The sequence below is a fragment of the Streptomyces sp. NPDC048636 genome, from assembly GCF_040650655.1.
In the GTDB taxonomy this organism is placed as follows: domain Bacteria; phylum Actinomycetota; class Actinomycetes; order Streptomycetales; family Streptomycetaceae; genus Streptomyces.
Genome location: NZ_JBEZHR010000007.1, coordinates 1 through 26,117, shown reverse-complemented (window position 1 = coordinate 26,117; position 26,117 = coordinate 1). Strand labels below are relative to the sequence as shown.

Sequence of the window (26,117 nt, the reverse complement as noted above, 5' to 3'; positions counted from 1 at the left end):
GCAATATCGTATGAGTGTTCGCTGTGATGTTTTTGGGGCGGACGGAGTGGGGCGAGGTTGTCCGGCACACTTGGCGAGTCACAGTGTCAGTGGGGTCTGTCACTCTCTGTATTGGACAGGTTGCATGCAGTGCCTGTCGCTGCAATCTTTGGAAGGAGGGTGCATGACTCGCGCTGAGTCAAAGTTCACCTCAGTGGAGATCTGCGCCGGTGCTGGAGGCCAGGCGGTCGGTCTGCACAAGGCTGGGTTCCAGCACCTGGCCTTGATCGAGATCGATGGCTACGCCTGCGCCACCCTCGAGTTGAACGTGACGGGCAACCCGGAGTGGGACGGCTGCAAGGTTCTCAAGCGAGACCTTACGAAGTTCGGGGTAGACGAGCTGGGTCTGAAGAAGGGTGAGCTGGACCTCCTGGCGGGAGGCGTGCCCTGCCCGCCGTTTTCTGCGGCAGGCAAGCAGCTGGGGGAGGACGACGAGCGTGACTTGTTCCCTCAAATGCTGCACATGGTGGAGACCTTGCGCCCCAAGGCTGTGATGATCGAGAACGTCCGGGGTCTGCTGGAACCTCCCGAGAAGTTCAGCCGCTATCGCGATGACATCGAGCGCCGTCTGCGCGAGGCAGACTACGTGAAGTGCTACTGGAAGATCTTGGAGGCCTGCGACTACGGCGTACCGCAGCTCCGTCCTCGCGCCATCCTTGTCGCGATGCGCAAGGAGTACGCGGAACACTTCGAGTGGACCGAGCCGGAGACGCGTCCGCTCCTCACAATGGCAAAGGCCCTCGCGCCGTCCATGCGTAAGCGCTACAAGGACAGCGGCGACCCCCGCTGGGAGACCTTCTACAAGCGCTGGCTCAAGGAGGCCCAGAAGGGGGCCGTCGCCCCGACACTCGTGGGCGGATCCAAGAAGCATGGCGGTGCTGATCTCGGGCCGACCCGCGCCAAGGAGGCATGGCGCAAGCTCGGGGTGTGCGGCATGGGCGTTGCCAACGAGCCCGAAGACCTTAGGGATCCCGACCGTGATCTCTTCGGGGAGCGGGGCCCCAAGCTCACGGTGAGGCAAGCCGCGATCATCCAGGGATTTCCGGCGAACTGGAAGTTCGCGGGCCGCAAAACGGCTGCCTACCGTCAGGTGGGCAACGCTTTTCCGCCGCCCGTTGCTCAGGCAGTGGGCGAACAGATCATCGCTGCACTTGAGAAGGGCACCAAAGCCCTGGCAGCGGCCCAGAGCGACACCCTGTTCGAGATCCCGGCTCCGTCAGGCCCGCTCAGGTCGGAGCTTGGTGACCGTAGTGGCGATCGCGAGCGCGCAGCTGTCAGCTGACTCGTGCTCCCAGAACCGCAGTACCGTCCAGCCAGCTTCCGCCAGGCGGCGATCGGTGTCGCGGTCACGGTCGATGTTCCCTGCCACCTTGCCAGACCAGTAGCCAGGATTGGTTCTGGGCGGCACGTAGTGCTGGGGGCAGCCGTGCCAGTAGCAGCCGTCGATGAATACCGCGACCTTTGCCGGACGGAAGACCATGTCGGCCGTCCGGCGAAGGTCGGGGAGAGGCCTTGCCGACACCCGGTAGCGGAGCCCCTGCGCATGCACGAGTCGCCGGATGAGCTTCTCCGGCTTTGTGTCACGGCTCCGGATCGCCTGCATGTTCCGGCGTCTGGCTTCAGTCGATGCCCATGAGCCGTCCGGAGGGGTCCAAGGTGTCTGCGTTGCCACTACATGCCTCCGGTCCCGACTCTACTCAGGCCTGAGCTTTCTTCGTTTCGGGGAGCAGGGGTGCTGTCTCTACTGGGTCGTTGCCATCAGCAACCACCCAGTAGGCGCCATCCATGAACGCACGCGGTTGGTCACCGTGGTGAGGCTGAGCCCTCGCCAGCCGGGCGCTGACGAACTCCCCCTCTTGCGGGGGCGGGATTTCGAGCTGGTGTGCCGCAGCTTGATGGTTGGGGTAGTCCCCGAAGATCACGATGCCTTCGAGGCGAAGTATGGCTCGGGCCCCACCGTTGTAGCGGACCCGCTTCATGTAGTCCTTCTGCTGCGCGAGGGTGCGCACCACGGTTCGGCTTACGGGGCGCCTCTGCACACGTCGGAAGAGCTCGGAGACTCTCGCCTGACCTGAACTCCTATGTGACCTGGTGGCAGCGCTGAGGATAGCTTTCTGGGTTTCGGCCGGGATGTGGAGCAGCAGATTTTCCTGGAGCGGCTGCTTGTGCCATAGCCAGCTGACCAGTGAGTGATGTTGCTTGGTCAGGCTGAACTTCCCGTCGCGGTTCCCCTTCTTTGTGATCGTTCCGCTCGTCGTGAGCTTAGTCCGGTCGGCCCGGAAGAGTCCTGCGCTCCACTGGCTCTGCTGGTCGTCTGCCCAGACGACCAGGCAGACCTCGCCCAGAGCCTCCGGGGGGATCATCCAGCCGTACAGCTTCTGCGAGAACTTGCAGTCAACCTCGACCCCTTCGATGAGATAGTCCATGTCCTGGCCGCCGCTGAAGTTGAACTCGCGCTGCAGATTGATCTCTACGAGAGTGCCGGCGTGAGTCTTCTCGGTCTTGTGCAGGTCACGCCAGTCGAAGCGGCCCGTGTGCTCGCCATCCAGGAGCTGGTCGATGGTGTCCCGCAACACCCTCGCGAACCTTTCTCCGTGCGGGTCGAGTGCCAGCAGTCGTTGTCGGACAAGCATCAGTTCAGGGTCATCGCAGACACCGGGCTGGGGGCCGGGCAGGTCGAAGAGTTGCATATCACCTCTAGTTGTGTACCGGGCGCTGTTAGGCAGGAAGGCGTCGGTCCTGGGTCTGCCGGGGTGGACAAGCCTGTCTGCTCGCCAGGCGCATGACTCCCTTACTTCACCGGGTGACTGAAAATACCTTCATAGACCGGCGGTTGGCCAACTAACCTGCGCCTGCGGTCATTTGTGTGGTTGGCACGGGACGGAGATGACATGACTGAGACCTCGTCAGAAGATGTGCTGCGCAAGTTCTGCACGTCTCTGCACACCGGACAGTTATACGCGCGATGGAAGAATGATCCTCGCCGCAAGAACGTGGTGCCGGCTGTCGCGAACCACCGGGTGAGGTTGGTATACGAGCTGACTGCCGAGGATGTCGAGGAGGTCTGCTGTCAGACCGAACATGCTTTGGGCGAGGTGAAGCGTGCGGACGGCGAGCGGGTGGCTGCCATCGTTGACTGGCATCCCGACTTTGCCTTTACCCATATTTTCCACATATGCATGGAGCAGATAGGCCGTCTTCCGTCATACCAGGATTTTCGCGCATATTGTTATCATGATCAGCTGGGTCTGAGAATGTTGGGGGAGCCGGCCAGGGCTAAGGTCCGGGAAGTAGTGAGTTCCGGGATTCCAGAAAATATCGTCCGGGATGCCGTGCGTTGGAGAGTCGGAAACGCGTACTACAGTTTTCTCCGGGAGATCTATACGGTCGTGAGGCTGAGGGCGATGGCTATTGACCTCCTGGTCCATCCGCTAGCGGATGCCCTCTTCCGCGTGGATGCGTGGACAGGGCGTAAGGTAGTGAGTTTGCGCGTCGGGAACAAAAAATTCCGCCAAGGAAGTAGTTCCGGACGTAAGACGCCTGCCGAACAGCTTCTCGCAGATGTGGTTCCCGGATTCGATTTCAGCACGATCGAACTTGCTCCGGCGGCAAAATTTGGGCGGGTGCATCTCCCATCGGCAGAACATATATCCCAGGCTGCCGCCAGACTCCATATGAATGACGGTTGACTCGAGAGTGCCTTCGTGGATGTAACAAAGGTTATGTGACTGAGCGAGGTGACTGGCCTCAATGGCTAGGCACCTCGCTCAGCTACAGGTGTCGGCGGAGCTCAGCGCAGAGCGCTCAGCTTCTGCCAGGCGTCGTAGGAGAGGTTCCAGTCGCCGATGCCGTTGCCCGTGGCGACGGTGTCGCGGGTGGAGCCGGTGACCTCGACGATGTCGCCGCGGGTGGCGCGGTCGTAGAACCACTTGCCGTCGGCTTCGGACATGCCGACGCAGCCGTGGGACATGTTGGTGCGGCCGAAGTAGCCGAGGCCCTCGTTCCAGGGGGCGGCGTGGGCGTAGGTGCCGGAGGTGGTGAGGTGGACGGCCCAGGGGACGTCCTTGTTGTAGGGGTCGGCTATGCCGACGGAGTCGCTGGTCATATGGACCATGGGGGCCTTGTCCAGGACGACCATCTTGCCGTTCCAGGTGGGGTAGGAGGGCTGGCCGGCGGAGATGGGGATGGACTTCTGCTGCTTGCCGTCCTCGCTGACGGTCATGGTGTGCTTGTTGAGGTCGACCTTGGAGACGCGGGCCGTGCCGATGGTGAAGGTGCTGGAGACATCGCGGCGGAGGTAGCGGGAGTCACCGGTGTTCACACCGCTGAGGCGGGCGCGGAGGCTCACCTTGGTGCCCTTCTGCCAGTAGGACTTGGGGCGCCAGTCGACGCGCTCGGTGCCGGTGAGCGGGTCCTTCGTCCAGCCCCAGGAGCCCTCGGTCTTGGGCGAGGTGGAGACGGAGAGCTGACGCTCGACCGCGGCCTTGTCGGTGACCGGGTGGTCGAAGGCCACGGAGACCGGCTGGCCCACACCGACCGTGGTGTTGTTGGAGGGGGTGACGGTGACCCCGTTGACCTGCTGGGCGGCGCGGGTGCGGAAGGTGGAGCGCTTGGTGGCGGTGCGGCCCGCGTCGTTGGTGGCGGTGGCCTCCACCGTGTAGGTGGTGCCCGGCGTCATGGTGCGGTTGGAGCCCCACGTGTCCTTGCCGGAGGAGAGCGAGCCGGTCACCGCGACGGCCTTGGAGCCCGCGCCGTCCGGGGTGATGCGGACCTTGGTGAGGGTGCCGTGGGAGGCGGTCACCTTGACCTTGGCGTCCGGGGCTATCGCGGCGGAGTCGCTGCCCGGGGTGATGGATATGCGGGCGGGCTTGGCCTTGGCCGGGTCCACCGTTTCGGACGAACTGGCCTGGCAGGCGGCGAGGAGCGCGACGGCGAGCGACGGCACCGCGACGTTGCGGAGTATGCGTACGGAGTTCAAGACAAACCTCTTATGGGTGTGGTGGGGAGGGTGAGTCAGCAACGCCGCTGCGCTTCCTCGGGGTTCTGCTCATAGGGACGTGGAGAAGTGGCCGCGGGCGGGGCGAGCCGCCGAAGCGGGACCGAGATGCGGTGGGTCGACGGGCCGTCGGGGCGACGAGCGGCCGGACTGCCCGGACCCTTGGTCCGGAGGACGGCGACATCGGCACCTGGGCGCATCAGGACGAGTGGGCGCATCAGGACGATCCGCGCGTGCCGCTGTGGGGATCCGGAGCGCCGGGCGGTCACCTGCTCAAGCTGCTCAGGCTGCTCAAGGGGCAGAGCGCCGTCGGCGGTCAGACGGTCCCGGCGCCGCCGGGCGCGGGCATACGCATCCTGCGCCGCGCGGAACTGGTCCACGTCCGCGTGTATCGGTGGATGTGCTGGTCGTGATCGCTGTGTCGGTGCCGACATATGTCCCCCGCGCCCCCCGCGTGCTCCCCGTTTCTACTTAGAAGCACGTCAAAAAGGGGCGGAAGGTTACACCTGACTTTGCGGACCGCCGGATCCATAGGGAATCGACCAGGTCGGACGCCCCTGCGGAACGTACGGCGGAGGGGCGTTCCGCGGTGTGCCGGGCTGCGGCTGCCCCGCGTACGTCTGCCGCGCCCCCTGCCCGTAGCCCCCGTAGCCGTATCCCGGCCCGTAGGCGTAGCCGGGACCCCCATATCCCGCGGCCCCATATCCCGCGGCCCCGTACCCGCCGTACGGCGCCGACGCGGGCCAGAACGGCGGGGGCACCGCACCCGGCACCGGCCGGTGCACCGGGCGCGGCCGCCGGATCGGCACGGCCAGCGCCGCGTGCGCCAGCGCGGGCTGCGCCACCTCACGCCGCTCCCACAGCCGGTCCAGCAGCTCCTTCTCCTGGGCCGTGAAGTCCGGCCCCGCCAGGCCCCGGTGGGCACGCCGCCGCAGGAAGGCCAGGGAGGTCGCGTAGGCGGTGTACTCGGCGACCGTACGGGCCGCCGCCGTGCCACGGGTGCGCCGAGCGAGGTCCCGCGCTATGCCGCGGGCCCGCATCGACCCCAGGGCGACCGGCTCGGGCGGGGTGAGCCAGCCCGTCGCCTGGTACGCGCAGAGCTGTTCCCGTACGTCGCGCAGCTCCTTGCCGCGGGACCAGATGGTGAGCCAGGTCAGCAGCCCGAAGACCGGGACCATGAACAGGGCGTAGACGGTGATGAAGCCGTATCCGCCGAGCGTCGCCGAACCGTTCCACATGCCGTGCAGCACCATCGCCGCCAGCAGCGCCGCGATCGGCACCAGGGCGCGGCGGGCGCGCTGACGGCGTGCGGCCGCCGCGGCGATACCGAAGCCCACCCCGGTCATGGCGGTGAAGAGCGGGTGCGCGAAGGGGGAGACCACGCCGCGGATGAAGAAGGTCGCCGCGGTGGTGGACCGTATGCCGGAGTAGCCGAACTCCTGGTCGCTGACGAAGGCTGAGCCGAGATAGAGGATGTTCTCGGTGAAGGCGAAACCGGTGGCGGTGATTCCGGCGATGACGACGCCGTCCACGATCCCGTTGAAGTCACGGCGGCGGAAGAGGAAGAGCAGCAGCACGGCGGCGGCCTTGGCGCTCTCCTCCACGAACGGCGCGACGAGGGTGGCCCCCCAGGCGTCCGCGTCGGCCCGGCGGGAGGCGGACGAGGAGTCGATGGTGGTCATCAGCCACTCGGTCGCGAAGCCGTTGGCGATCAGGGCGACCAGCGTCGCGGCGCACGCGCCCCAGGCGAAGGCGAAGAGGAGGTTCCGCCAGGGTTTCGGCTCGACGCGGTCCACCCAGCGGAACGCCGCGACGATCAGCGGTACGGGCAGTACGGCGAGGCCGAGCCCCACCAGGAACCCCTTGGTGCCGGTCTGCTCACGCACCAGCGCCAGGATGACCAGGCCGGAGACGGAGAGCAGCAGCACCAGCGCGGTGGCGCGCAGCTGCCTGTTGTCCCAGAGGCCGCCGAGGCGGCCGTGCCTGCCCCACAGCCGACGGCGCTGTGGATGCGGCCACCCCTCCGGAGCGGTCGCTCCGTGGAACCAGGGCTGCTGGCCGTACGCCGTGCCGTAGGCCGCGTCGTACGCGCCGTCGGACGGCGGCTCCGTCGGCGGCTCCGTCGGCGGCGCCGACGGTGCGGCCGGGGGCGGCTCGGGCGGCTGCTGAGGGGACGGAGACTGATGCACTCAACCGACCCTAACGAAAGGGGGAGTGGCGGACTGAGGGATTATGCCCAACCCCGTGGGGTCGTTATGTGTCGTTGCGACGGAAGATCAGGTCGTGGACGAGATGGCCCTTGTCCAGCCCCTGGCTCTCGAACTTGGTGAGCGGCCGGAAGTCCGGGCGGGGGCTGTAGCCGCCGTCGGGCCGGGTGTTGTCGAAGGCGGTGCTCGCGGTGAGGACCTCGAGCATCTGCTCGGCGTACGGCTCCCAGTCGGTCGCGCAGTGCAGCAGCGCGCCGGGCCTCAGCCGGGTGGCGACGAGCTCGATGAACTCGGGCTGGATCAGCCGGCGCTTGTGGTGGCGCTTCTTCGGCCAGGGGTCGGGGAAGAAGATCCGCAGTCCGGAGAGGGCGGCGGGCGCCAGCATCTCGCGCAGCAGGATGATCGCGTCGCCATTGGCCACCCGGATGTTGGTCAGCCCGTTCCGCTCCGCGAGCGCGAGCAGATTGCCCTGGCCGGGGGTGTGGACATCGGCGGCGAGGATGCCGGTGCCGGGGTCGGCGGCGGCCATCTGCACGGTGGCCTCGCCCATGCCGAAGCCGATCTCCAGTACGACGGGGAGGTCGGGGCGCGGCGCCCCCGTGGCGCCCTCTTCGGCGCCCCCGGTTCCGCCGTTCCCGGTTCCGCCGGTCGCCCCGGTTCCGCCGCCTCCGGTCTCCTCGGTACGGAACAGCTCACCGAGGTCGATACGGCGCAGCCCGTCGATGTCCAGGCCCCACTGCGGCCACAGACGGCGCAGTGCCTCGCCCTGGCCGACGGTGACACGGCCGCGGCGCGGGCGGAAGGAACGGATCCGGCGCTCGTGGTGCGAGCCCGCCGGATCGGCGACGGGGCCGCCGGGGAACATCGGCTCGCCGCGGTCGCGGGGCGTCGGCAGGAGGCGCGGCTCCGCCGGGGACTCGGGGGCAGTGGGGTTCTCGGACACAGTGCTTCCGATTCTACGGGCGGGACTTCCACCGGCGGGGAACACGGGGCACGCCGGGGGAGGGCCCGAGCGTCGCCCCCACCAGGCCCCTCACCAGGCCCGAACGGCAGGTGCGCCGCATCACGCCGACCGGGCCGTGAGGAGGACCACACCCCGCCACACCCCGCCACACCCCGGCCCCGCTCCGCTCCGCTCCGGTCACCCCACCCGGAGGGTGTCCAGCACCCGCCGCGCCACCTCGCGGCCGATCGGCAGCGAGGCCGTGGCCGCCGGTGAGGGCGCGTTGAGCACATGGACGACACGGGGCGATTCCGAGATCAGGAAGTCGTCCACCAGAGTGCCGTCGCGCAGCACCGCCTGGGCGCGCACTCCCGCCGGGGCCGCCGTCAGATCGTCGGCGGACACCTCCGGCAGCAGTCGGCGCACGGCGTCGGTGAAGGCGCGCTTGGACAGGGAGCGGTGCAGCTCACCGGCCCCGTACCGCCAGTGGCGGCGGGCTATCCGCCAGGAGCCCGGGAACGCCAGCGTGGCCGCCAGCTCGCCCGGGCGGACCGTATGCCAGGCGTAGCCCTCGCGGGCGAGCGCGGGCACCGCGTTGGGCCCGACGTGGACCCCGCCGTCGATGCCGCGGGTCAGATGGACGCCGAGGAACGGGAACGCCGGGTCGGGCACGGGGTACACCAGCCCGTTGACCAGGGAGGCGCGGTCGGGCACCAGCTCGTAGTACTCACCGCGGAAGGGCACGATCCGCATCCCGGGGTCATCACCGGCCAGCCGGGCCATCCGGTCGCAGTGCAGCCCCGCGCAGTTGACCAGGGCGCGGGCGCGCAGCACCGTGCCGTCCGCGGTGCGCACCGCGACCGCCGAGGGGCGTCGCCCGATGGTGCGCACCTCGGCCCCGTACCGCACCGAGGCGCCCGCGTCCCGCGCGAGGGCGGCCAGCCGGGCCGCCACCGCGCCGAAGTCGCAGATGCCCGTGGAGCCCACATGGATCGCCGCGAGGCCCCGCACCGAGGGCTCGTACTCCGAGATCTGGGCGGGGCCCAGCTCGCGGACCGGAATGCCGTTCTCCCGGCCGCGCTGGACCAGGGAGTGCAGCCGGGGCAGCTCCGACCGCTCGGTGGCGACGATCAGCTTGCCGGTCACCTCATGGGCGATGCCGTGCTCGGCGCAGAACTTCACCATCTCCGTCGCGCCGCGCACCGCGAACCGCGCCTTCAGCGATCCCGGGCGGTAGTAGATCCCGCTGTGGATCACGCCGCTGTTCCGCCCGGTCTGGTGGCGGGCCGGACCGGCCTCCTTCTCCAGGACGGTCACCCGGGTGCCGGGTGCGGCACGCGTGAGCGCGTACGCCGTCGACAGGCCGACGATGCCGCCCCCGATCACCAGCACGTCGCAGTCCAACGCCGTCACGTCATACACCTCCCCACCCGCAGCACTGTCCAGTCGCCCGACCGTCGATCCCTATCATGACCTTCGCCACCGACACCGGCCGGACGCCTGTGGAGGGGCCCGGCCCAGGTCACGCGGGTGCCACCAGCAGCGGACGGGCCTGCTCCCGCAGCTCGGCGACGCGGGGCTCGTCCCGGTATGCCTCGAGGCGGTTCATCAGGTCGCGTACGTACTCCGTGGTGCGGGCGGAGGAGATGCGGTTGGCGACCTCCACGGCGCGGGCCCCCGCGGCGCAGGCCGCGTCCAGGTTGCCGGACTCCAGTTCGGCCACGGCGGAGACGACGAGCCGGAGCCCATGGGAGCGTACGAACTCCTCCGTCGGCCGGGCGAGCGCCTGCTCGGTGAAGCGCCGCACCTGGCGCGGCAGCCGGAGGTCGCGGTAGCACTCGGCGGCGTCGGCGGCGAACCGCTCCTGGCTGTAGAAGTCGAGCCAGGAGGGATCGGGATCGCCCGCGCGGGCCCGCTCCAGCCAGCCCTCGGCGGACTTCAGCGCCGCCCCGCACGCGGGGCCGTCGCCGGACTTGGCCTGGGCGCGGGCCTCCACCAGCCGGAAGAAGCTCATGGTGCGGGCGGTGGCCAGGCCGCGGTTGCGCTCCAGGGCGGCCTGGGCGAGGTCCACGCCCTCGTCGGCGAAGCCCCGGTAGGTGGCCTGGAGGCTCATGGACGCCAGGACGTAGCCGCCCAGGGGGACGTCGGCGGCGGCGCGCGCCAGGCGCAGCGCCTGGATGTAGTAGCGCTGCGCGGCCTCCTGTTGCCCGGTGTCGAAGGCCATCCACCCGGCGAGCCTGGTCAGTTCGGCGGTGGCGCCGAAGAGCGAGCGGCCGACCTCGTCGCTGTAGGAGCCGAGCAGCAGCGGGGCCGCGTCCACCCGCAGACACTCGGGAACCATCGACGAACGCCAGTCGCCACCGCCGTACTTGGAGTCCCAGCGGCGCGCGTCCTCGGCGGCCTCGCGCAGCTTGGTGACGTCACTGTGACCGACGCGCTGCGGTAGGGCCTCGGCGCTCCCGCCGTTGGCGGCGCTCGCCGTGGTCTCGGCGTCCTCGGGCTCACGCGCCACCGAGCTGTCGGCGGGAGATATGAGCCAGCGGGACGCGGGAGTGGCATAGGCGCTGACGGCGAAGGAACCGGCCAGACTCTGCCAGATACCGACACCTCCGCGGCGACCCGCGAGATCCAGCCGGTACAACTCGGTCGCGGAACGGACCGCCTGGCCGATGTCGCGCGGAAAGGCGAGCCCCACTTCGGGAGCCGGATCGGCATCGGCCAGACCGATCTCGTGCAGCGGGACCGGGCGGCCGAGTTTGCTGCCGATCGCAGCAGCAATCAGATGGGGCGCCGCGCCCTGGGGAACCATCCCCTTGGACACCCAGCGCGCCACGGACGTCTTGTCGTAGCGAAGCGTCAGGCCCCGCTGGGCGCCGAGGTCGTTGACTCTGCGCGCGAGCCCGGCATTGCTGATCCCAGCGAGGGCGAGAACGGTGCCGAGCTTCTCGTTCGGCCCGCGTGGCTCCCTGGACATGCGCACCCCTCGACAGCACCGACGGCCGCCCCGGCATAGGCGCGGGGCATTCGTAAACCCAGCGTAGTTCGCCGCATCCCGACCGTTAAGAGGTGGTGTGCCGGATGGCGAGATTCTTGTACGAACGGGCGTGCGGGGCGGTACGTGTGCTCCGGCTGTGTGTGGCCGTGCGCCCGTGTGTGCGCTCTGTCTCAGTTGCGGCCAGGACGTTTCGATGGATCCTGCGTGGGTCGGCCCGCTGTACTGGATCCAGTGGGCTGGGGGACGCCGCCGCCTCATTCCCCGCGGGTGGCGGAACGGTCCGGGAGGCGAACAGCGCCTCCCGGACTGTCGTGTTGACCGAGGGCGAGGCGGGCGAGCGGAGGGCGGGCGGCGAAGGGCCGGGTCAGTACAGGGCATCCGCAAGGGCGTTGAGAAAGCTATCGCAACTTTGGCTGAATAGCGCCCCTCGTTGCCGGTGATGCCTTCGATGTCCAGCGGCATCCGTCCGGCACCGCCGCGATCCGTCAACGCGCGCCAACGCGCGTCACCGTCACCGTCATCCACCATGGCCGGGGTTTCCCGTGTCGGGCCGCGGAGGGGGAGGCCCGACACGGGACGCCCCCATTCCGCGGGCTCCCGGATGCCGGAAGCCCGCTTCCACTCGGGGGAGTTGGGGCGGTCCGGCGCCCCCGGGGGTGGGTCCTGGCCGCGGTGGGGCGCCCGCTCGCGCTCGCGTGCCTTCGCACACTCGTCGGCGTCCTTGCGCTCCAGTACGCCTCAACCGTGGCAGCATGGGCCACGGCGGAACGGTGCGTCGCGACCGGCGGTGTTCCCTCCTGGACTCCTCCAAGGGAGCCGGGGGAGGCCCCGACGCGGGAAGCACACGAGGTGTGATCAACCCTGGCGATTCCGGCGGTCATCCGTGGTCACTGGACATCCAGGAGGTCCACGTAGTTGTCCGGTTCGATGCCGAAACCGTCAACATGCTGTGCATGATGGCACCTACTTCTTGGTTGCCCTGGATGCCCACAGCCTGTGGAGGCGGCGATGCGGTGGTTGGTGGGGTGGAGCAGTACCGCATCCGGCCCGGTCCCCCCGGAAGGCCGTGCGATCCAACCGGTCGGCGCCCAACTCCTGTGGGCCGACCCCGATCCGCTCTGGGCGGTGGGTGACTGGCGCCCCGACGAGGTGCGCGTCGTCCAGGCCGACCCCTTCACCCGGCTCGCCGTCTTCGGCTGCTGCGGCGCCTCCGACGAGGCGCTGAGGGTGGGTCTCTTCGCCGCCCGCGGCGGCGCCCTGCGCCATCTCACCGCCTGGCCCGGCAGCTACACCGCCGTCGCCCAGGTCGGCCGCCGCGTCACCATCGCCGGTGATCTGGCGGGCGCCCGGTCGGTCTTCCACACCGACTGGGCGGGCGGCACCGCCTACGCCACCGCCGCCCTCCCGCTCGCCGACCTCATCGAGGCGCAGCTCGACGTCAGCCACCTCGGCGCCCTCCTGGCCTGCCCCGACTCCCCGGAAGCCGTCGGCGACAGCACGCCCTACCGAGGCGTCAGACGCGTCCCGCCCGGCCATGCGCTGATCCTGCGCGACGGCGCCCGCGACGTCACCGGCTACGAGCCCACCGCCTCGCTCGTCGTCGCCGCGCCCCAACTCGACCAGGAAAAGGCCGTGGACGGCGTACGGGACGCCCTGGTGGACGCCGTACGGGCCCGGCTCACCGCACCGCGCCACGCCCCCGAGAGCGGCGGCCTCGACCCCGGCCCCGTCCCCGGTATGGGCCCGGCCGAGCGCCGTGCCGCACGCGGCGCCCCGGCCCCCGGCATCGGCGCCGATCTCTCCGGCGGCAGCGCCTCCGCCACCCTCGCCCTGCTCGCCGCCGGACTCCCCGGGATGCCCGGCACCCTCCTCGGTCACGGCACCGAAGCGGGCGAACGCCTCCTGGCCGTCACCTTCAACGACCTCGCCACGGCGGGCGGGGCCCGGGTCCGCGAGGCCGAGCTGGAGCGCGCCGGAACCATCGCCGCCAACCCGCGGCTGCACCATGTGGTCGTCGCCGCGGGGGAGGAGGCCCTGCCCTACGCCGCGCTCGACAGCGGCGCGCTCACCGACGAGCCCGGCCCCTCCCTCGTCATCGCCGAACGCCACCGGCGCCGCCTCGCCGCGGGCAGCGCCGACCACTTCGTCGGCCATGGGGCCCGCCAGGTGCTCGACGCCCATCCCGCACGCCTCGCCGACCTGCTGCTCGACCGCCGCAGACGCCATCTGCTGCGTCCGGCGACCGCGCTCGCCAAGGCCGACGGGCCCTCCGCGCACTCCTTCTTCGTACCGTTCACCGTCTACCGCGCGGCGCGCAGGCTGGCCCGTACGTCCTATAGGGACGGCGTCGAGGAGGCCGCCGCGCGCCTGCTGGAGCGGCACTTCACCGACGACCAGGCGGCCGGCGGCCCCGGCGCGGTGTCCGCCTCCCTCGCCGCCCTGACCTGGTGCCGCCCCGGCCCCGCCGCCCGCTGGATGACCGGAGAGGCGCTGGCGGAAGTCTCCGTCCGGCTGGTGGAAGCCGCCGTGCGCCCCGTCCTGCTGCGCCGCCCCGGGGAGCGCCGCGCCGACGCCGCCCTCGCCCGTTACGCCTCGGACCACCGCGTCTTCGAGCAGGCGGTGGAGGTCCGCAGCCAGCGCCTGCACGCACCCTTCCTCGACAACCAGGTCGTACGGGCCTGCCGCGCGCTCCCCGAAGCGCTTCGGGTGCAACCGGGGGCGCGCGCCGCCGTCCTGCGCGCGGTCCTCGCCGGAACAGGTATCCGGGACCTCCCCGCCGGATGGGGCGCCACCTCCCACGCCGCCCACACCGCCGCCGTACGGACCGGAATGCGCGCCTGGGTCGGTGATCTGCTGGCCCTCTTCGACGCCCCACTCCTGGCCGACGCGGGTCTGATCGAGGCCCACGTCGTCCGCAAGGCCCTGCGCGCGGCATCCCAGGGCGAGCGGCTGCCCTTGGACGGGCTGGCCGAGCTCGTCTCCACGGAGGTGTGGCTGCGGCGGCTGGTGTCCCGGCGCGGCACCTGCTGGACGGGTACGGCGGCCCCACGCCAGCGCGCGGTGGCGGGAGGGGTGCCGCGCCCGAGCCTGTGAGGGTGGCTCCCCTCGGACGGACCGGCTCCGAGCGGCTCTCCACGGCGGCTCCGCGGCAGGGGCCACCCACCGGGGCCCGCGGCGCCACGGCCGACGGCCTCTCCTCGCCCGTGGGTAATTGGGGTGCGGGCGTGCGCCGCCGGGTGTTGGCTGGTTGGGTTCGGGGGGCGGGACGCGCGGGCGATGGCCGTCCCGGTGGGCTGCTCGAAAGGGGCAGACCGGCAGTGCGACGCGATGCTCCGGTCGCCGTACGTCCGGTCCAGCCGCCGAAGGGGATCGTTCCGTGAGTCACGGCCCACAGGTCCTGCGGATACCGGCCTACGGGCGACGGGCCTGCGGTCCGCGGACGGCGCGGGCGATCGGCGACGGGCCACAGGTCTACGGCCAACGGGCCAGGGGCTTATCGGGCCACGGTCCGCAGGCCACCGCCCACAGGTCATCGGCCACGAGTCCGCGGTCCAGGGCCACCCGGCCCACTGGCCCACGGTCCATGGCCGACAGCCCACGGCCCACGCCCACCGGCGGTGGACGCGGCCACCTGGCGCACGGCCATGTGGCGCGCCCCACAGTGCCGGGCCCGCTCCCGCCCGCCCCGTCACCCCGCTCCGCGACCGGCAACCTAGGAGAATGGCCCCCGTGCGGTATCTGATCCTCGGCACCAGCGAAGCGCGCGACGCGCAGGGGAACGCCCTGTCCCTCGGCGGCCCCCGGATCCGCGCGCTGCTCGCCGCGCTCGCCCTCCGCGCCGCACGCACCGCGCCGGTCCCCGTCGACGTGCTCATCGACGAGGTGTGGGCCGACGAGCCCCCGCACGACGCACCCGCCGCGCTCCAGGCGCTCGTCGGCCGACTGCGCCGGGCCATCGGCAAGGACGCCGTGCTCTCCTCGCCCGGCGGCTACCGCCTCGCCACGGCCGCCCCCCACGACGACGTCGACCTGCTCCGCTTCGAGCGGCTGACCCAGGACGGCAAGCGGGCCCAGGACGCGGGCGACCCCGCGACGGCCGCCACCGCCCTCCGTCAGGCGCTCGCCCTGTGGCGCGGCCCCGCCCTTGCGGACCTCCCGGACCGGGACGCGGCCGCCGCCCGCCCCCAGGCGCTGCGGCTGACCGCCCTGCGCCGCCGGATCGACGCCGACCTCGCGCTCGGCCGCGCCGTGGACCTGATACCCGAGTTGCGGGAGCTGGTCGCGGACCACCCGCTGGACGAGACGTTCCACGCTCAACTGATCCGGGCGCTGCGCGCGGCAGGTCACCACGCCGACGCCCTCGCCGCGTATGAGCAGGTGCGCGTGGCCCTCGCCGACCGGCTCGGTACGGATCCGGGCGCCGAGCTGAAGGAACTCCACCGGCGGATGCTGCTCGCGGACGCGGCGCCCGGCGCCTGGGAGCCCGAAGCCGTGGGCGCCGCCACACCCGCCGTCGAGGGCGCGCCACGCGCCGACGGCCAGCACGAGGGCCCGCGACACGTTCCGCTTCCGCCCCGGCGACCGATACCGCCCCCGGGAGGGGCACCGGCACCGGGAGAGGCACCGGGAGCCGCCCCGCCGCCCCCGCACAGCAACATCCGGGCCCGTCTCACCAGCTTCGTCGGCCGTCAGAGCGAGATCGGCGCGCTGCGCCGGGACCTGGGCGGCGCGCGGCTGGTCACCCTCACCGGCCCGGGCGGGTCCGGTAAGACCCGGCTGTCCGAGGAGATCGCCGCGTCCGTGACGGACGGCTATCCGGACGGGGTGTGGGTCGCCGAACTCGCTCCGCTCGACCACCCCGCCGCCGTCCCCGGCGCCGTGCTGAGCGCGGTCGGCCGCCGCGAGACCGCGCTGCTCGCCTCCGGTCTCGAGAGCCGTACGAGCGGTGCGGACGCCGTGGACCCGACCGGTCGGCTGGTCGAGTACTGCGCCGACCGCACCCTGCTGCTCCTGCTCGACAACTGCGAGCACGTCATCGACACCGCCGCGCGGCTCACCGAGACCCTGCTCGCGCACTGTCCGGGCGTGACCGTGCTCGCCACCAGCCGTGAGCCGCTGGGGGTGCCCGGCGAGGCGGTACGGCCGCTGGAACCGCTGCCGCCGGTCCCCGCCCACCAGCTGTTCGTGGAGCGCGCCGGAAGCGTACGTCCCGGCTTCGACCCGGCCGCCGACCCGGCGACGGCGGAGGCGGTCGCGGAGATCTGCCGCCGCCTGGACGGTCTGCCGCTGGCGATCGAACTGGCCGCGGCCCGGCTGCGGCTGCTCACCCCGCGCCAGATCGCCGACCGGCTCGACGACCGCTTTCGGCTGCTCACCAGCGGCAGCAGAACCGTCCTGCCGCGCCAGCAGACCCTGAGAGCGGTCGTCGACTGGTCCTGGGACCTCCTCGACGAGCGCGAACGCACCGTGCTGCGCCGGGCGTCGGTGTTCGCGGGTGGATGGGGCCTGGCGGCGGCGGAGGTGGTGTGCGCCGACGCGCACGCTCCCTCGAGCCCCCGGACACCCCCCGGCGCGGAGATCGCGCCCCACGATGTCCTGGAGCTGCTCGGGGCGCTGGCCGACAAGTCGCTTCTGGCCGTCGACCACCCGACAGCGCCCCCGGCCGCCGATCCGTCCGGCCCGACGGGCGAGGCCCGCTACCGCATGCTGGAGACGATCCACGAATACGCGACGGAACGTGCCGCTGAGGACGCGGCGGCCCGTGCCGACCACACCGCCGCCCTCGGCCGCCACACCGCCTGGTTCCGGGACTTCGTCCGCGCCGCCGAACCACGTCTGCGCTCGGCCGAACAGCTGCCGTGGCTGCGCCATGTCGAGACCGATCTCGACAACATCCGGGCCGCTCTTCAGCGTTCCCTGACCGCGCGTGACGAGGACACCCTCCTCGCGCTCATCTTTGGCCTCGGCTGGTTCTGGTGGCTGCGCAACTACCGTGACGAGGGCGCCGCCTGGACCAGGGCCGCGCTGACCCTGGAGAACCCCCCGGACGACGCGAATTCCCCGGACGACGCGAATCTCCCGGAGGACGGGAACCCCCGGGACGACGCGGACGGATCGGCTCCGACCGGCGGGCCGAGCCCCGTCCCCGCCGCCGTCCCCGACGGCACCGACGGCGTCGACCCCGTCGCCACGCGGTACTGGCAGTTCATGGATCTGCGGCTGCTCCACTTCTTCCTGCTCGACGAGCATGTCGGACCCGATATGGACGACGAGCAGGCACGGCGCGGTGCCGAGCGGATACGCGACGCCTACAGCACCCATCCCAGCCCCCGGAGCGCCCGCTTCCCCGCGATGCTCTGGCCGTTCGTCGGTTTTTTCATCGACGGCCACGCCGGAGTGATGCCGCTGATGGACCGGGTGGTGTCCAACTGCCGGGAGCACGGCGACGACTGGGCGCTCGGCGTGACGCTCATGTTCCGCACCCATGTGGCGATCGACATGCCCGGCGGTATAGAGAACGCCGATGGCCACTGGGCCGAGCTGCGCGAGCTGAGCGCACGCGTCGGCGACCGCTGGATGCTCGCCCAGGTGGAGGGCGCCTACGGCGAGATCGCCACGATGCGCGGCCGGTTCGCCGAGGCACGGGCCGCCTACGAGGAGGCGCAGCGGCTCGCGCGGGAGATCGGCGCGCACACCGAGGTGCCCTTCCTCTACACCCGCCTCGCCGAGGTCTGCATGCACGAGAGCGACCTCGACACCGCCACCAAACTGCTCGACCGCTCCGAGGAGGAGGCCGAGCGCCGCGGCGGGCTGGACGTGCGGGCCATCAACCAGCTGCTGCGCGGCCTCATCCATCTGACCCGCGGTGATGCGGCCGAGGCCAGGGCGTACTACGACAAGTCGACGGCCTGGGCCGAGCGTCGCAGCCCGCCACCGCAGTTCTGGGTCGTCGCCCGCGGTCTGGGCGGCCGGATCCTCGCGGCGGAGGGCGATCTGCCCGCCGGACTGCGGGTGCTGCGCGACACCCTGGCGCATGGCGCCGAGGTGGGCTGCACGGAGGCGCTGATGGCCCAGCAGGCCGAGTGCGCGGCGGATCTCCTCACCGGCTGTGGCCAGGAACGCCCGGCCGCACGGCTGCTGGGCGCGGCCGACAGCTGGCGCGGCAGGCTGCCGCGCTCACCGCTGGCCCTGGAGGAGACCGACCGGACCGCGGCACGGGTCGCCGAGGCGCTGGGACAGCGGGTGGCCGGGGAACTGCGCGCGGAGGGCGCGGCCCTGGCCGTCGAGCAGGCCATCGCCCTGCTCGACGACGCCCTGAGCGACCTGGGCCACCCGGCCGACACCAGCCCCTCCGACACCCCGGCCGACGCCCCGGGCCGGAGCTCCGCCACCGGCTGACCGGCCCCCGGCCACCGGCCGGAACACCACCGGCCTCCGGCGTCCCCGTGCGCTCGGAATTTCCCGGGATGGGCCAGGCGTACCTTCACCCGTACGGGGAAGGCGTGGCCCACGAACCCGAAACCTACGGGCGAACGCGAAACCGTGCGGGCCCCCGACCGCCGGAACCGCGACGCCCCCGCCGGACGCGGTGAGACCACACCACACCCGGCACCCAGCAGTACGCACAGGCAGGAGCGCGGAACGGCGCAGCGCCAGGAGAGGCATCGCGGCACGACGGCCGGGAACCACTCGCCCGGCCGTCATCAGCCATGAAGAGACCCGCACCTGACCGAACCGCCGCACCACACACCGCACGGCACGGCCGTCCCGCGCGTACACGGGACGGCCCGGCAACGGGTCATGTCACGGCGTGCCGCGGTGCCACCTGACCCGTCAATCCACCTGTCACCTGGTCAACCGGTCACCTGACGGGACGCGACCGCAGCCCGTCCAGCAGGATGTCCAGCAGCCGTGCCGACGCCGCGGCCTGGTGTGCCGCGTCCGGCAGCGAAGGCGCCGCCGTGGCGATGACCAACAGCACATCCGCGACCGTCACATCCGGGCGCAGCTCGCCCGCGGCCCGCGCCCGCTCCACCAGCTGCCCGACGACCTCGAGCAGCGTCGCCGCCCCGGCGTCGTCCGGCCCGTCCTGTGGTGCGGACGGCTCCTCGACCAGCCGGAGATCCGGCTGCGAGGGGATGGCTGCGGTGGTGGCCGTGGTGGTCGTAGCGGCTAAGGCCGCCTGCCGCTGCTGCGGCACCCGGATCTCGGTCTCCGCGTCGACCCCGACCCGCAGCACCTGCGGCGGCAGCAGCCGGCCCGCGCCGGACGCCACCGAGGTGCGCAGGAACCGGGCCAGCGCGGACCACGGTTCGTTCTCCTGCCCCAGCGCCGAGCGAGCCTGGTCCGTCAGCCGGGCCGTCTCCTCCTCGGCTATCCGACGCACCAGGACGTCCTTGCTGGGGAACCGCCGGTAGACGGTGCCCACTCCGACCCGCGCCCGGCGCGCCACGTCCTCCATGGGAGCCCCGTACCCCAGCTCCCCGAAGACTTCGCGTGCCGCGCGTAGAACATGCTCGAGATTGCGCTGCGCGTCCACGCGCAGCGGTGTACTCCGGCCCCCATTGCCGTCGGTAGAAGCGACGGCTGCGGACCATGACGAACCCTGAAGGTGCATAAGTGATCCCCCGGTAATGACGTCTCCCCCCGGAGACTCCCCGCCCAGACTGCCGGGGCAGTCACAACCCCGACGAAGTACGAACATAGTTGAGCCCCGGTCAAGAAAGAAGGGGGTAGGTCCGGACAGACCGCCCCCCGGTCGGAGCAACGAACCGCCATTTCCTGCCACTCCGTGCGCCTCCCGCCGCGCGCCCCCAGGCTGACCTGCGTACCTTTCGCACGCCAAGCCGAATTCCGGCCTGCGGCCGCGCCACGCCCTCCGGTCACACAATTCGTCGGGGCTGTGGACAAACTGCGGCTGTGCGTGCCTCATGGGAGGGTGAAGGAACCTGCGCGCATTCTCGTTGTCGGCGGTGGCTACGTCGGGATGTACACCGCGCTGCGCCTCCAGCGGAAGCTGAAGCGAGAGCTGAGGCAAGGCGACGTACAGGTCATCGTGGTCGACCCCGAGCCGTATATGACCTATCAGCCGTTCCTCCCCGAAGCGGCGGCCGGGTCGATCTCCCCTCGCCATGTGGTGGTGCCGTTGCGGCGCATCCTCCCCGAGTGCAAGGTCGTCATCGGCGAGGCCACCATGATCCATCACGGCAAACGCACGGCGACCGTCAGAACCCTCGCCACCGAGGAGGAGGGCACCGGCTCGATCGAGATCCACTACGACGAGCTGGTCCTCGCCCCCGGATCCGTCTCCCGCACCCTCCCGGTCCCCGGCCTCGCCGAGTTCGGCATCGGCTTCAAGACCGTCGAGGAGGCCATCGGCCTGCGCAACCATGTGCTGGGGCAGCTGGACATCGCCTCCTCGACCCGGGATCCCGACGTCCGCGACGCGGCGCTGACCTTCGTATTCGTCGGCGGCGGGTACGCGGGCGTCGAGGCGCTCGGCGAGCTGGAGGACATGGCCCGGTTCGCCGTCCGCTATTACCACAACATCGAGCCCGAGGACCTGAAGTGGATCCTCGTCGAGGCCACCGGGCGGATCCTCCCCGAGGTCGGTGAGGAGATGGGCCAGTACGCCGTACGCGAGCTGCGCGGCCGCAATATCGACGTACGCCTGGAGACCCGGCTCGACTCGTGCGAGAACCGTGTCGCGGCCCTCAGCGACGGCTCCCGTTTCCCCACCCGCACCCTGGTGTGGACCGCGGGCGTCAAACCCCACCCGATCCTGGCCTCCACCGACCTGCCGCGGAACATGCGCGGCCGCCTCAAGTGCACCCCGACGCTCCAGGTGGACGGAGTGGAGCACGCCTGGGCGGCCGGGGACGCCGCGGCCGTCCCGGACCGTACGGCGCAGGAGCCCGGCACCGAGTGCGCGCCCAACGCGCAGCACGCCGTCCGCCAGGCCAAGGCGCTCGCCGAGAACCTCATCGCCTCGATGCACGGCCGACCGCTCCAGGACTACGAGCACAAGTACGTCGGCTCGGTGGCGTCCCTGGGTCTCCACAGAGGTGTCGCGCATGTCTACGGACGGAAGCTGAAGGGCTATCCGGCCTGGTTCATGCACCGTGCCTATCACCTCAGCCGGGTGCCGACCTTCAACCGTAAGGCGCGCGTCCTGGCCGAGTGGATCCTGTCGGGGCTGTTCAAGCGCGAGATCGTCTCGCTCGGGTCGCTGGAGAACCCGCGCGCCGAGTTCAAACTCGCCGCGGACACCGGTCGCCATCCCGAAGCCAGTTGATCCCGTCGGCGGGTCCGGGAACTCCCCTCCCACGATCAGCGTCTGACGGATGTCAGTCCGGTCGGTCACACTGGACGTGTGACCATGGGTGGGCTCGTATCTGCAAAGAGTGACAATCGCGAGGATTTGGAAGTTTGCTGCATTCCCCCGGGGGCCGTCCCCCGTCTCCGCACCCATCTCCCCGATCCCGCGCCGGCGCGCTGCTCAGCCCCCACCCCGCGAGGTAATCCGCAGTGAACTTCACGCGCTGGAGCGCCCGGCTCCCCCGAACCCAGCGACGCACCGGGTCGCGTGCCGACCGCGGCGCGCGGCGCCCGCAGCCCGCGCCCACACCGGGCGGCGGGTCCGTTCCCGCGGCCCGGGGCGAGCGCGCCGACCCCGCGGGTCGCGGCGCACCGGCCCCGGCGGCGGTGTCCGCGCCGGAGGCCGGGGCCCCCACCGCCGTCCCGACCCTCGACGGGCTGTCCGTCCACGACATCCTCGGCCAGGTCCCGGCCCTGGTCGCGGTCGTCTACGGCCCCGACCACCGCATCGCGTACACCAATGACGCCTATGCCGACCTCTTCGGCCGCCGCGCGCCCGGCGCGCCCGCCCGGCAGGCCCTGCCCGAGCTGCGGGAGCTGGGGCTGCTGCCGCTGATGGACCAGGTCCTGCGCAGCGGTAAGCCACGGACGGTCAAGTCCCGACGGGTGTCCGCGGCCGGGTCCGGCGCCGCGCCGGGCGGCCCCGAGGCGGAAGCGGCGCCCGCGGGCGGACGGTCCCGCCACGGCTACTACACCTTCACCTGCTCGCCGATCGAGATGGCGCTCCCGGCCGCCGCCACCCCCGACCGGGAGCCCGCCACCCCCGACCGGGAGCCCGTCGCCCAGCCGACCGCGCCCGTCCCGGCCGACGGCACGGCGGTAGCCGTCTCCTCCGACACCACCGCCGTGGCAGAGACAGCAGGCGCCCCCGTCCGCGGAGTCCTCGTCTTCGGCGCGGACGTCACCGACCAGGTCGAGGCCGCAGAGCGGCTGCGCGCCAGCGAGCGGCTCCAGCGTGAGGCCGCCGTCACCCTCCAACGCAGCCTGCTGCCCCAGGAGCTGGAGCAGCCCGACGACCTCAGGATCGCCGCCACCTACCAGCCGGGCGGCACCGAAGCCGCCGTCGGCGGCGACTGGTATGACGTCATCACCCTCGGCGCCGGGCGCACCGCCCTGGTCATCGGCGATGTCATGGGCCGCGGTGTGCGGGCCGCCGCCGTCATGGGCCAGCTGCGCACCGCCGTCCGGGCCTACGCCCGGCTGGACCTGCCCCCGCACGAGGTGCTGCAACTGCTCGACGGCCTGGCCGCCGAGATCGACGCCAACCAGATCGCCACCTGCGTCTACGCCGTCCACGACCCCAACGAGGGCCGCCTCGTCTACGCCTCCGCGGGGCATCTGCCGATCCTGGTCCGCGATGAGGACGGCACGGTGCGCCGCGCGGCCGAACCGACCGGTCCACCGCTCGGCACGGGAGGCTGGCTGCACACCTCGGGATCCGTCCCGTTCGGCCCCGGCGCCAGCGCCGTCCTCTATACCGACGGCCTGGTCGAGCGCCGCGACAAGGACATCTACGACGGTGTGGCCGCGCTCGAGCGGGTCTTCGCGGGGGCGACCGGCTCACCCCAGGTGATGTGCGACCGCCTGATCCGGGCGCTGGGCATCACCGCGGAGCACGATGACGATGTGGCGGTGCTGGTCCTCCAGCACCCGGCCCGCACCGGCCATGACGCGGAGCTCTTCCACAACGCGGCGCTGGAGCTGCTCGGCGGGGTGGAAGCCGCGCCCCGCGCCCGCGCCTTCGCCTCGGGCGTTCTGGCGAGCTGGCGCTTCCCCACCGAGCTGCGCGATCTGGGTGTGCTGGCCGCCAGTGAGCTGGTCGCCAACTCCCTCCAGCACGGCACACCCCCGATGCGGCTGCGGCTGCGCCGTACCGACCGCCGCCTGATCATCGAGGTGACGGACGGCGATGAGCATCTGCCGCGCCGCCGCCGGGCCGAGCCGGTGGACGAGGCCGGGCGCGGTATCTCGATCGTGGCGACCATCGCCTCGTCCTGGGGCTGCCGCCGTACACCGGGCGGCGGTAAGGCGGTGTGGTGCGAATTCGCCCTTCCGGCGGGTTAGCCCACCACAAGGGCGGGCGGTACGGCGCATGACATCGCCCTGGTGGGGAGCAACACCACTCCCACCAGGGCGATATCCGGGCCGCGGCCCGTGGCCGAGCGCCTCAGACCGCGGCGGTCACCGTCTCGGACGGCTCCGCCGTCTCGGCCTTACGGGGCGCGGGTACCGGGACACCGGCGGGGGTCCGCAGCGGATTGTCCTGCCTGGCCGTGAGCCCACGGCCCAATCGCAGCCCCAGCGCCGTCACGCCGAGCGAGCAGACGATCAGCGACGCGATGTACGTGCCGTACAGACCGGCCCCGGCCATCAGCCCGCCGACCGCCGGGCCGACCGCCAGCGCCAACTGCTTCACCAGCGAGAACGCCGAGTTGTACTGCCCGAGCAGGGACGGCGGCGCCAGATCCGCGACCAGCGGGGCGACCGTGGGCGACAGCATCGACTCGCCGAGCCCGAAGAGCGCGTACGCCGAGATGATCGCGGCGGTGCCCAGCACCTGGCTCCCCGGCACCAGCCCGGCGACCCCGGCGACCACCCACGCGGCCGTCCACACCAGACCGACCAGCGCGATCACCCGGCTGCGGCGGCGCCGCTCGACCAGCTTGAGCACCACGAACTGCGCCACCACGATGACGGCCGTGTTCGCGGCCAGGGCCACACCCAGCAGGGCGGGCGAGACATGCGCGACCTCGACCGCGAACGCCGACAGCCCGGACTCGAACTGCCCGTAGCAGGCGAAGAACATCACGAAGCCCAGCACAGAGAGCTGCACCATGGCGCGGTCGCGGAACAGGGCGCGCCAGCCGCCCTTGGCGGCCGGACTCTCGTCCGTCGGCACCGCGTCCTCGAACACCGGCCCCTTCGCCAGCCGCACCGTGGCCACCGCCGCGCCCAGCACCAGGAACATCGCCGCGTCGATCGCGAAGAGCCGGACGAAGCTGGACGGCGCGGAGGTGTCCACCAGCAGTCCGCCGAAGAGCCCGCCGACGCCGAGGCCGAGGTTGCTGAGGAAGAACTGCATGGCGAACGCGCGCGACCGGGTGGCCGGGGTCGAGCACCACACGATCAGCGTGGCCAGCGCGGGCTGGATCACCGCCATCCCCGCACCGAGCACTCCGGCCGCCGCGATGACCAGCGGCTCGCTCTGCGCGAGCCCGAGCCCCATCGATCCCAAGGCGGCGGCGACCGCACCCGCGACGGCGACGGGCAGCGGCCCCCGCCGGTCGATCACCCGACCGGTGAAGGGCAGCACGACGAGCGCGGCCACCGCGAACGTGGCGAGCACCAGGCCCGCCGTATTCGCACCAAGGTCCCGCACCTGTGCCACATAGACGAAGAGGAACGGAACAGTGAAGCCATTGCCGAACGCGCTCAGCGCGTTGCCCAGCTGGATCCGGCGCAGCGCGGCGCCCATCGCGGTGGTCACACTCACCTACCTAGGTCGAAGAGGGCCCACGGGGGCCCCAGGGATGACGGATGAACAGGGAGGAAGCCCGGACAGTCGAAGCATGAAGACTTCGAAGCTAAACTTCGATGATTAAGAGTACACATCGAAGGACTTCGAGGCCAATGAGTTTCGTGCCATACTGCGCGGCATGGCTGAGACCCCTGACCAGGACGACCTGCTGAGCCTCGATGAGCAGATCGCGGCCTACCAGCGCGAATTCCAGGACCTGGACCCCCAGGTCGAGCAGGTGGTCAGCGCCCTCAGTCGGCTCACCCGGCGGATGAACGTGGCCTACGGCCGTCAGTCCGCGACCCTCGGCCTGACCAGCGCCGAGTGGGAGGTCCTGAAGGCCCTCGTGCTCTCCGGCTCCCCCTACCAACTCGGCCCCGGCGACCTGGCCAAGCGGCTCGGCCTCACCCCCGCCGCCATGACCCACCGGATCGACCGCATGGTGAACGAAGGGCTCGTCACCCGTGAGCGTGATGAGACCAATCGGGTCCGGGTCATCGTCGAGCTGACCGACGACGGCCGGGAGAAGTGGCTCGAAGCGATGCGCCGCGCCACGGTCTTCGAGGAGGACCTGCTCCAGGACCTCTCCAGCGCGGAGCGCGGCGCCCTCGGCGAGATGCTCACGCGGGTGCTCCGCCGGGTGGAGGAGGACCAACCCGACGCCGGTGGACGGCTCAACGACCTCGGCTGAGGCATTCGGCTGACGGAGGTTGACACTGCCCAGGCCGATCCGTAATGTTCTCCGAGCTGCCACGGAGCCGTAACGGTTCTCCGGTACGCACTTGCGCCGCACCGGCGGCAAACCACTACTGCACGGCCCCTGATCGGGATGGATTTCGGCATGCCGAAATTCGGTTCGAAAGCTTGATTATGAGCATCGGGGGGAATCCGCTAAAGTAGTGATCACGCCGGAAGGCGCGGAACCCCGCTCCAACAGGGGGCCGGAATCGGAATTCGGTTCGGAAACGGACTGGAAAACGGATCTGGTAAGGTTGGAAACACCGAAGGGAAGCGCCCGGAGAAACCGGTGAAATGGTTTCGAA

General features: G+C 71.2%; 17 protein-coding genes. 8 read left to right on the top strand and 9 right to left on the bottom strand.

Going from position 1 to position 26,117, the window contains the following annotated elements:
- Positions 1–163 precede the first annotated feature (163 nt).
- On the top strand, positions 164–1,321 hold the full coding sequence (gene dcm, locus AB0C66_RS20155) for a DNA (cytosine-5-)-methyltransferase (protein ID WP_362440041.1): 1,158 nt from the start codon (positions 164–166) through the stop codon (positions 1,319–1,321).
- Here dcm and AB0C66_RS20150 read toward each other — a convergent pair.
- Both AB0C66_RS20150 and AB0C66_RS20145 read right to left on the bottom strand, forming a co-directional pair.
- Positions 1,256–1,711: a very short patch repair endonuclease gene (locus tag AB0C66_RS20150; protein WP_362440038.1), complete on the bottom strand. Its 456-nt coding sequence runs from the start codon at positions 1,709–1,711 to the stop codon at positions 1,256–1,258. The two genes, dcm and AB0C66_RS20150, sit on opposite strands and share 66 nt — an antisense overlap.
- 25 nt (positions 1,712–1,736) lie before the next feature.
- Positions 1,737–2,729, bottom strand: a complete 993-nt coding sequence (locus tag AB0C66_RS20145) for a NaeI family type II restriction endonuclease (protein WP_362440035.1) — start codon at positions 2,727–2,729, stop codon at positions 1,737–1,739.
- Between the two features lie 201 nt (positions 2,730–2,930).
- On the opposite strand from AB0C66_RS20145, the gene AB0C66_RS20140 reads away from it, so the two are divergent.
- Positions 2,931–3,728, top strand: a complete 798-nt coding sequence (locus AB0C66_RS20140; RefSeq protein WP_362440032.1) for a hypothetical protein — start codon at positions 2,931–2,933, stop codon at positions 3,726–3,728.
- Between the two features lie 101 nt (positions 3,729–3,829).
- On the opposite strand, the gene AB0C66_RS20135 is transcribed toward AB0C66_RS20140, so the two are convergent.
- Positions 3,830–5,017: an Ig-like domain-containing protein gene (locus tag AB0C66_RS20135; protein WP_362440029.1), complete on the bottom strand. Its 1,188-nt coding sequence runs from the start codon at positions 5,015–5,017 to the stop codon at positions 3,830–3,832.
- A gap of 251 nt (positions 5,018–5,268) precedes the next feature.
- Between AB0C66_RS20135 and AB0C66_RS20130 the strand changes: the two genes are divergently transcribed.
- A complete protein-coding gene (locus AB0C66_RS20130) occupies positions 5,269–5,448 on the top strand; it encodes a hypothetical protein (protein WP_362440026.1) in 180 nt (59 codons plus the stop codon).
- A gap of 87 nt (positions 5,449–5,535) precedes the next feature.
- Here AB0C66_RS20130 and AB0C66_RS20125 read toward each other — a convergent pair whose 3' ends face one another.
- The 4 genes from AB0C66_RS20125 to AB0C66_RS20110 all read right to left on the bottom strand — a co-directional run bounded on the left by AB0C66_RS20125 (position 5,536) and on the right by AB0C66_RS20110 (position 11,159).
- Positions 5,536–7,029 carry a PrsW family intramembrane metalloprotease gene (locus AB0C66_RS20125; protein WP_362441073.1) on the bottom strand — a complete coding sequence of 498 codons (1,494 nt, stop codon included), beginning with the start codon at positions 7,027–7,029 and terminating at the stop codon, positions 5,536–5,538.
- A gap of 259 nt (positions 7,030–7,288) precedes the next feature.
- Positions 7,289–8,107, bottom strand: coding sequence for a tRNA (guanosine(46)-N7)-methyltransferase TrmB (gene trmB, locus AB0C66_RS20120; RefSeq protein ID WP_362441071.1), 819 nt, complete (start codon positions 8,105–8,107; stop codon positions 7,289–7,291).
- A 276-nt stretch (positions 8,108–8,383) separates the two neighbouring features.
- On the bottom strand, positions 8,384–9,598 hold the full coding sequence (gene lhgO, locus AB0C66_RS20115) for an L-2-hydroxyglutarate oxidase (RefSeq protein WP_362440023.1): 1,215 nt from the start codon (positions 9,596–9,598) through the stop codon (positions 8,384–8,386).
- A gap of 109 nt (positions 9,599–9,707) precedes the next feature.
- On the bottom strand, positions 9,708–11,159 hold the full coding sequence (locus AB0C66_RS20110) for an MFS transporter (RefSeq protein WP_362440020.1): 1,452 nt from the start codon (positions 11,157–11,159) through the stop codon (positions 9,708–9,710).
- A gap of 1,029 nt (positions 11,160–12,188) precedes the next feature.
- On the opposite strand from AB0C66_RS20110, the gene AB0C66_RS20105 reads away from it, so the two are divergent.
- Together AB0C66_RS20105 and AB0C66_RS20100 are read left to right on the top strand one after the other, a co-directional pair.
- Positions 12,189–14,273 carry an asparagine synthase-related protein gene (locus tag AB0C66_RS20105; protein WP_362440017.1) on the top strand — a complete coding sequence of 695 codons (2,085 nt, stop codon included), beginning with the start codon at positions 12,189–12,191 and terminating at the stop codon, positions 14,271–14,273.
- A 636-nt stretch (positions 14,274–14,909) separates the two neighbouring features.
- Positions 14,910–18,578: a BTAD domain-containing putative transcriptional regulator gene (locus tag AB0C66_RS20100; protein ID WP_362441069.1), complete on the top strand. Its 3,669-nt coding sequence runs from the start codon at positions 14,910–14,912 to the stop codon at positions 18,576–18,578.
- Between the two features lie 463 nt (positions 18,579–19,041).
- Here AB0C66_RS20100 and AB0C66_RS20095 read toward each other — a convergent pair whose 3' ends face one another.
- The gene (locus AB0C66_RS20095; RefSeq protein WP_362440014.1) at positions 19,042–19,797 is read right to left on the bottom strand and encodes a helix-turn-helix domain-containing protein; all 756 of its coding nucleotides are present in this window, start codon (positions 19,795–19,797) and stop codon (positions 19,042–19,044) included.
- A 321-nt stretch (positions 19,798–20,118) separates the two neighbouring features.
- Between AB0C66_RS20095 and AB0C66_RS20090 the strand changes: the two genes are divergently transcribed.
- Together AB0C66_RS20090 and AB0C66_RS20085 are read left to right on the top strand one after the other, a co-directional pair.
- Positions 20,119–21,474: an NAD(P)/FAD-dependent oxidoreductase gene (locus tag AB0C66_RS20090; protein WP_362440011.1), complete on the top strand. Its 1,356-nt coding sequence runs from the start codon at positions 20,119–20,121 to the stop codon at positions 21,472–21,474.
- A 233-nt stretch (positions 21,475–21,707) separates the two neighbouring features.
- A complete protein-coding gene (locus AB0C66_RS20085; protein WP_362440008.1) occupies positions 21,708–23,621 on the top strand; it encodes an ATP-binding SpoIIE family protein phosphatase in 1,914 nt (637 codons plus the stop codon).
- 103 nt (positions 23,622–23,724) lie between these two features.
- Here AB0C66_RS20085 and AB0C66_RS20080 read toward each other — a convergent pair whose 3' ends face one another.
- Positions 23,725–25,044: an MFS transporter gene (locus AB0C66_RS20080; protein ID WP_362440004.1), complete on the bottom strand. Its 1,320-nt coding sequence runs from the start codon at positions 25,042–25,044 to the stop codon at positions 23,725–23,727.
- A 169-nt stretch (positions 25,045–25,213) separates the two neighbouring features.
- Here AB0C66_RS20080 and AB0C66_RS20075 point away from each other — a divergent pair, with 169 nt between their 5' ends.
- Entirely contained in the window at positions 25,214–25,765 is a 552-nt protein-coding gene (locus AB0C66_RS20075) for a MarR family transcriptional regulator (protein WP_362440001.1), read from the top strand.
- Positions 25,766–26,117 lie beyond the last annotated feature (352 nt).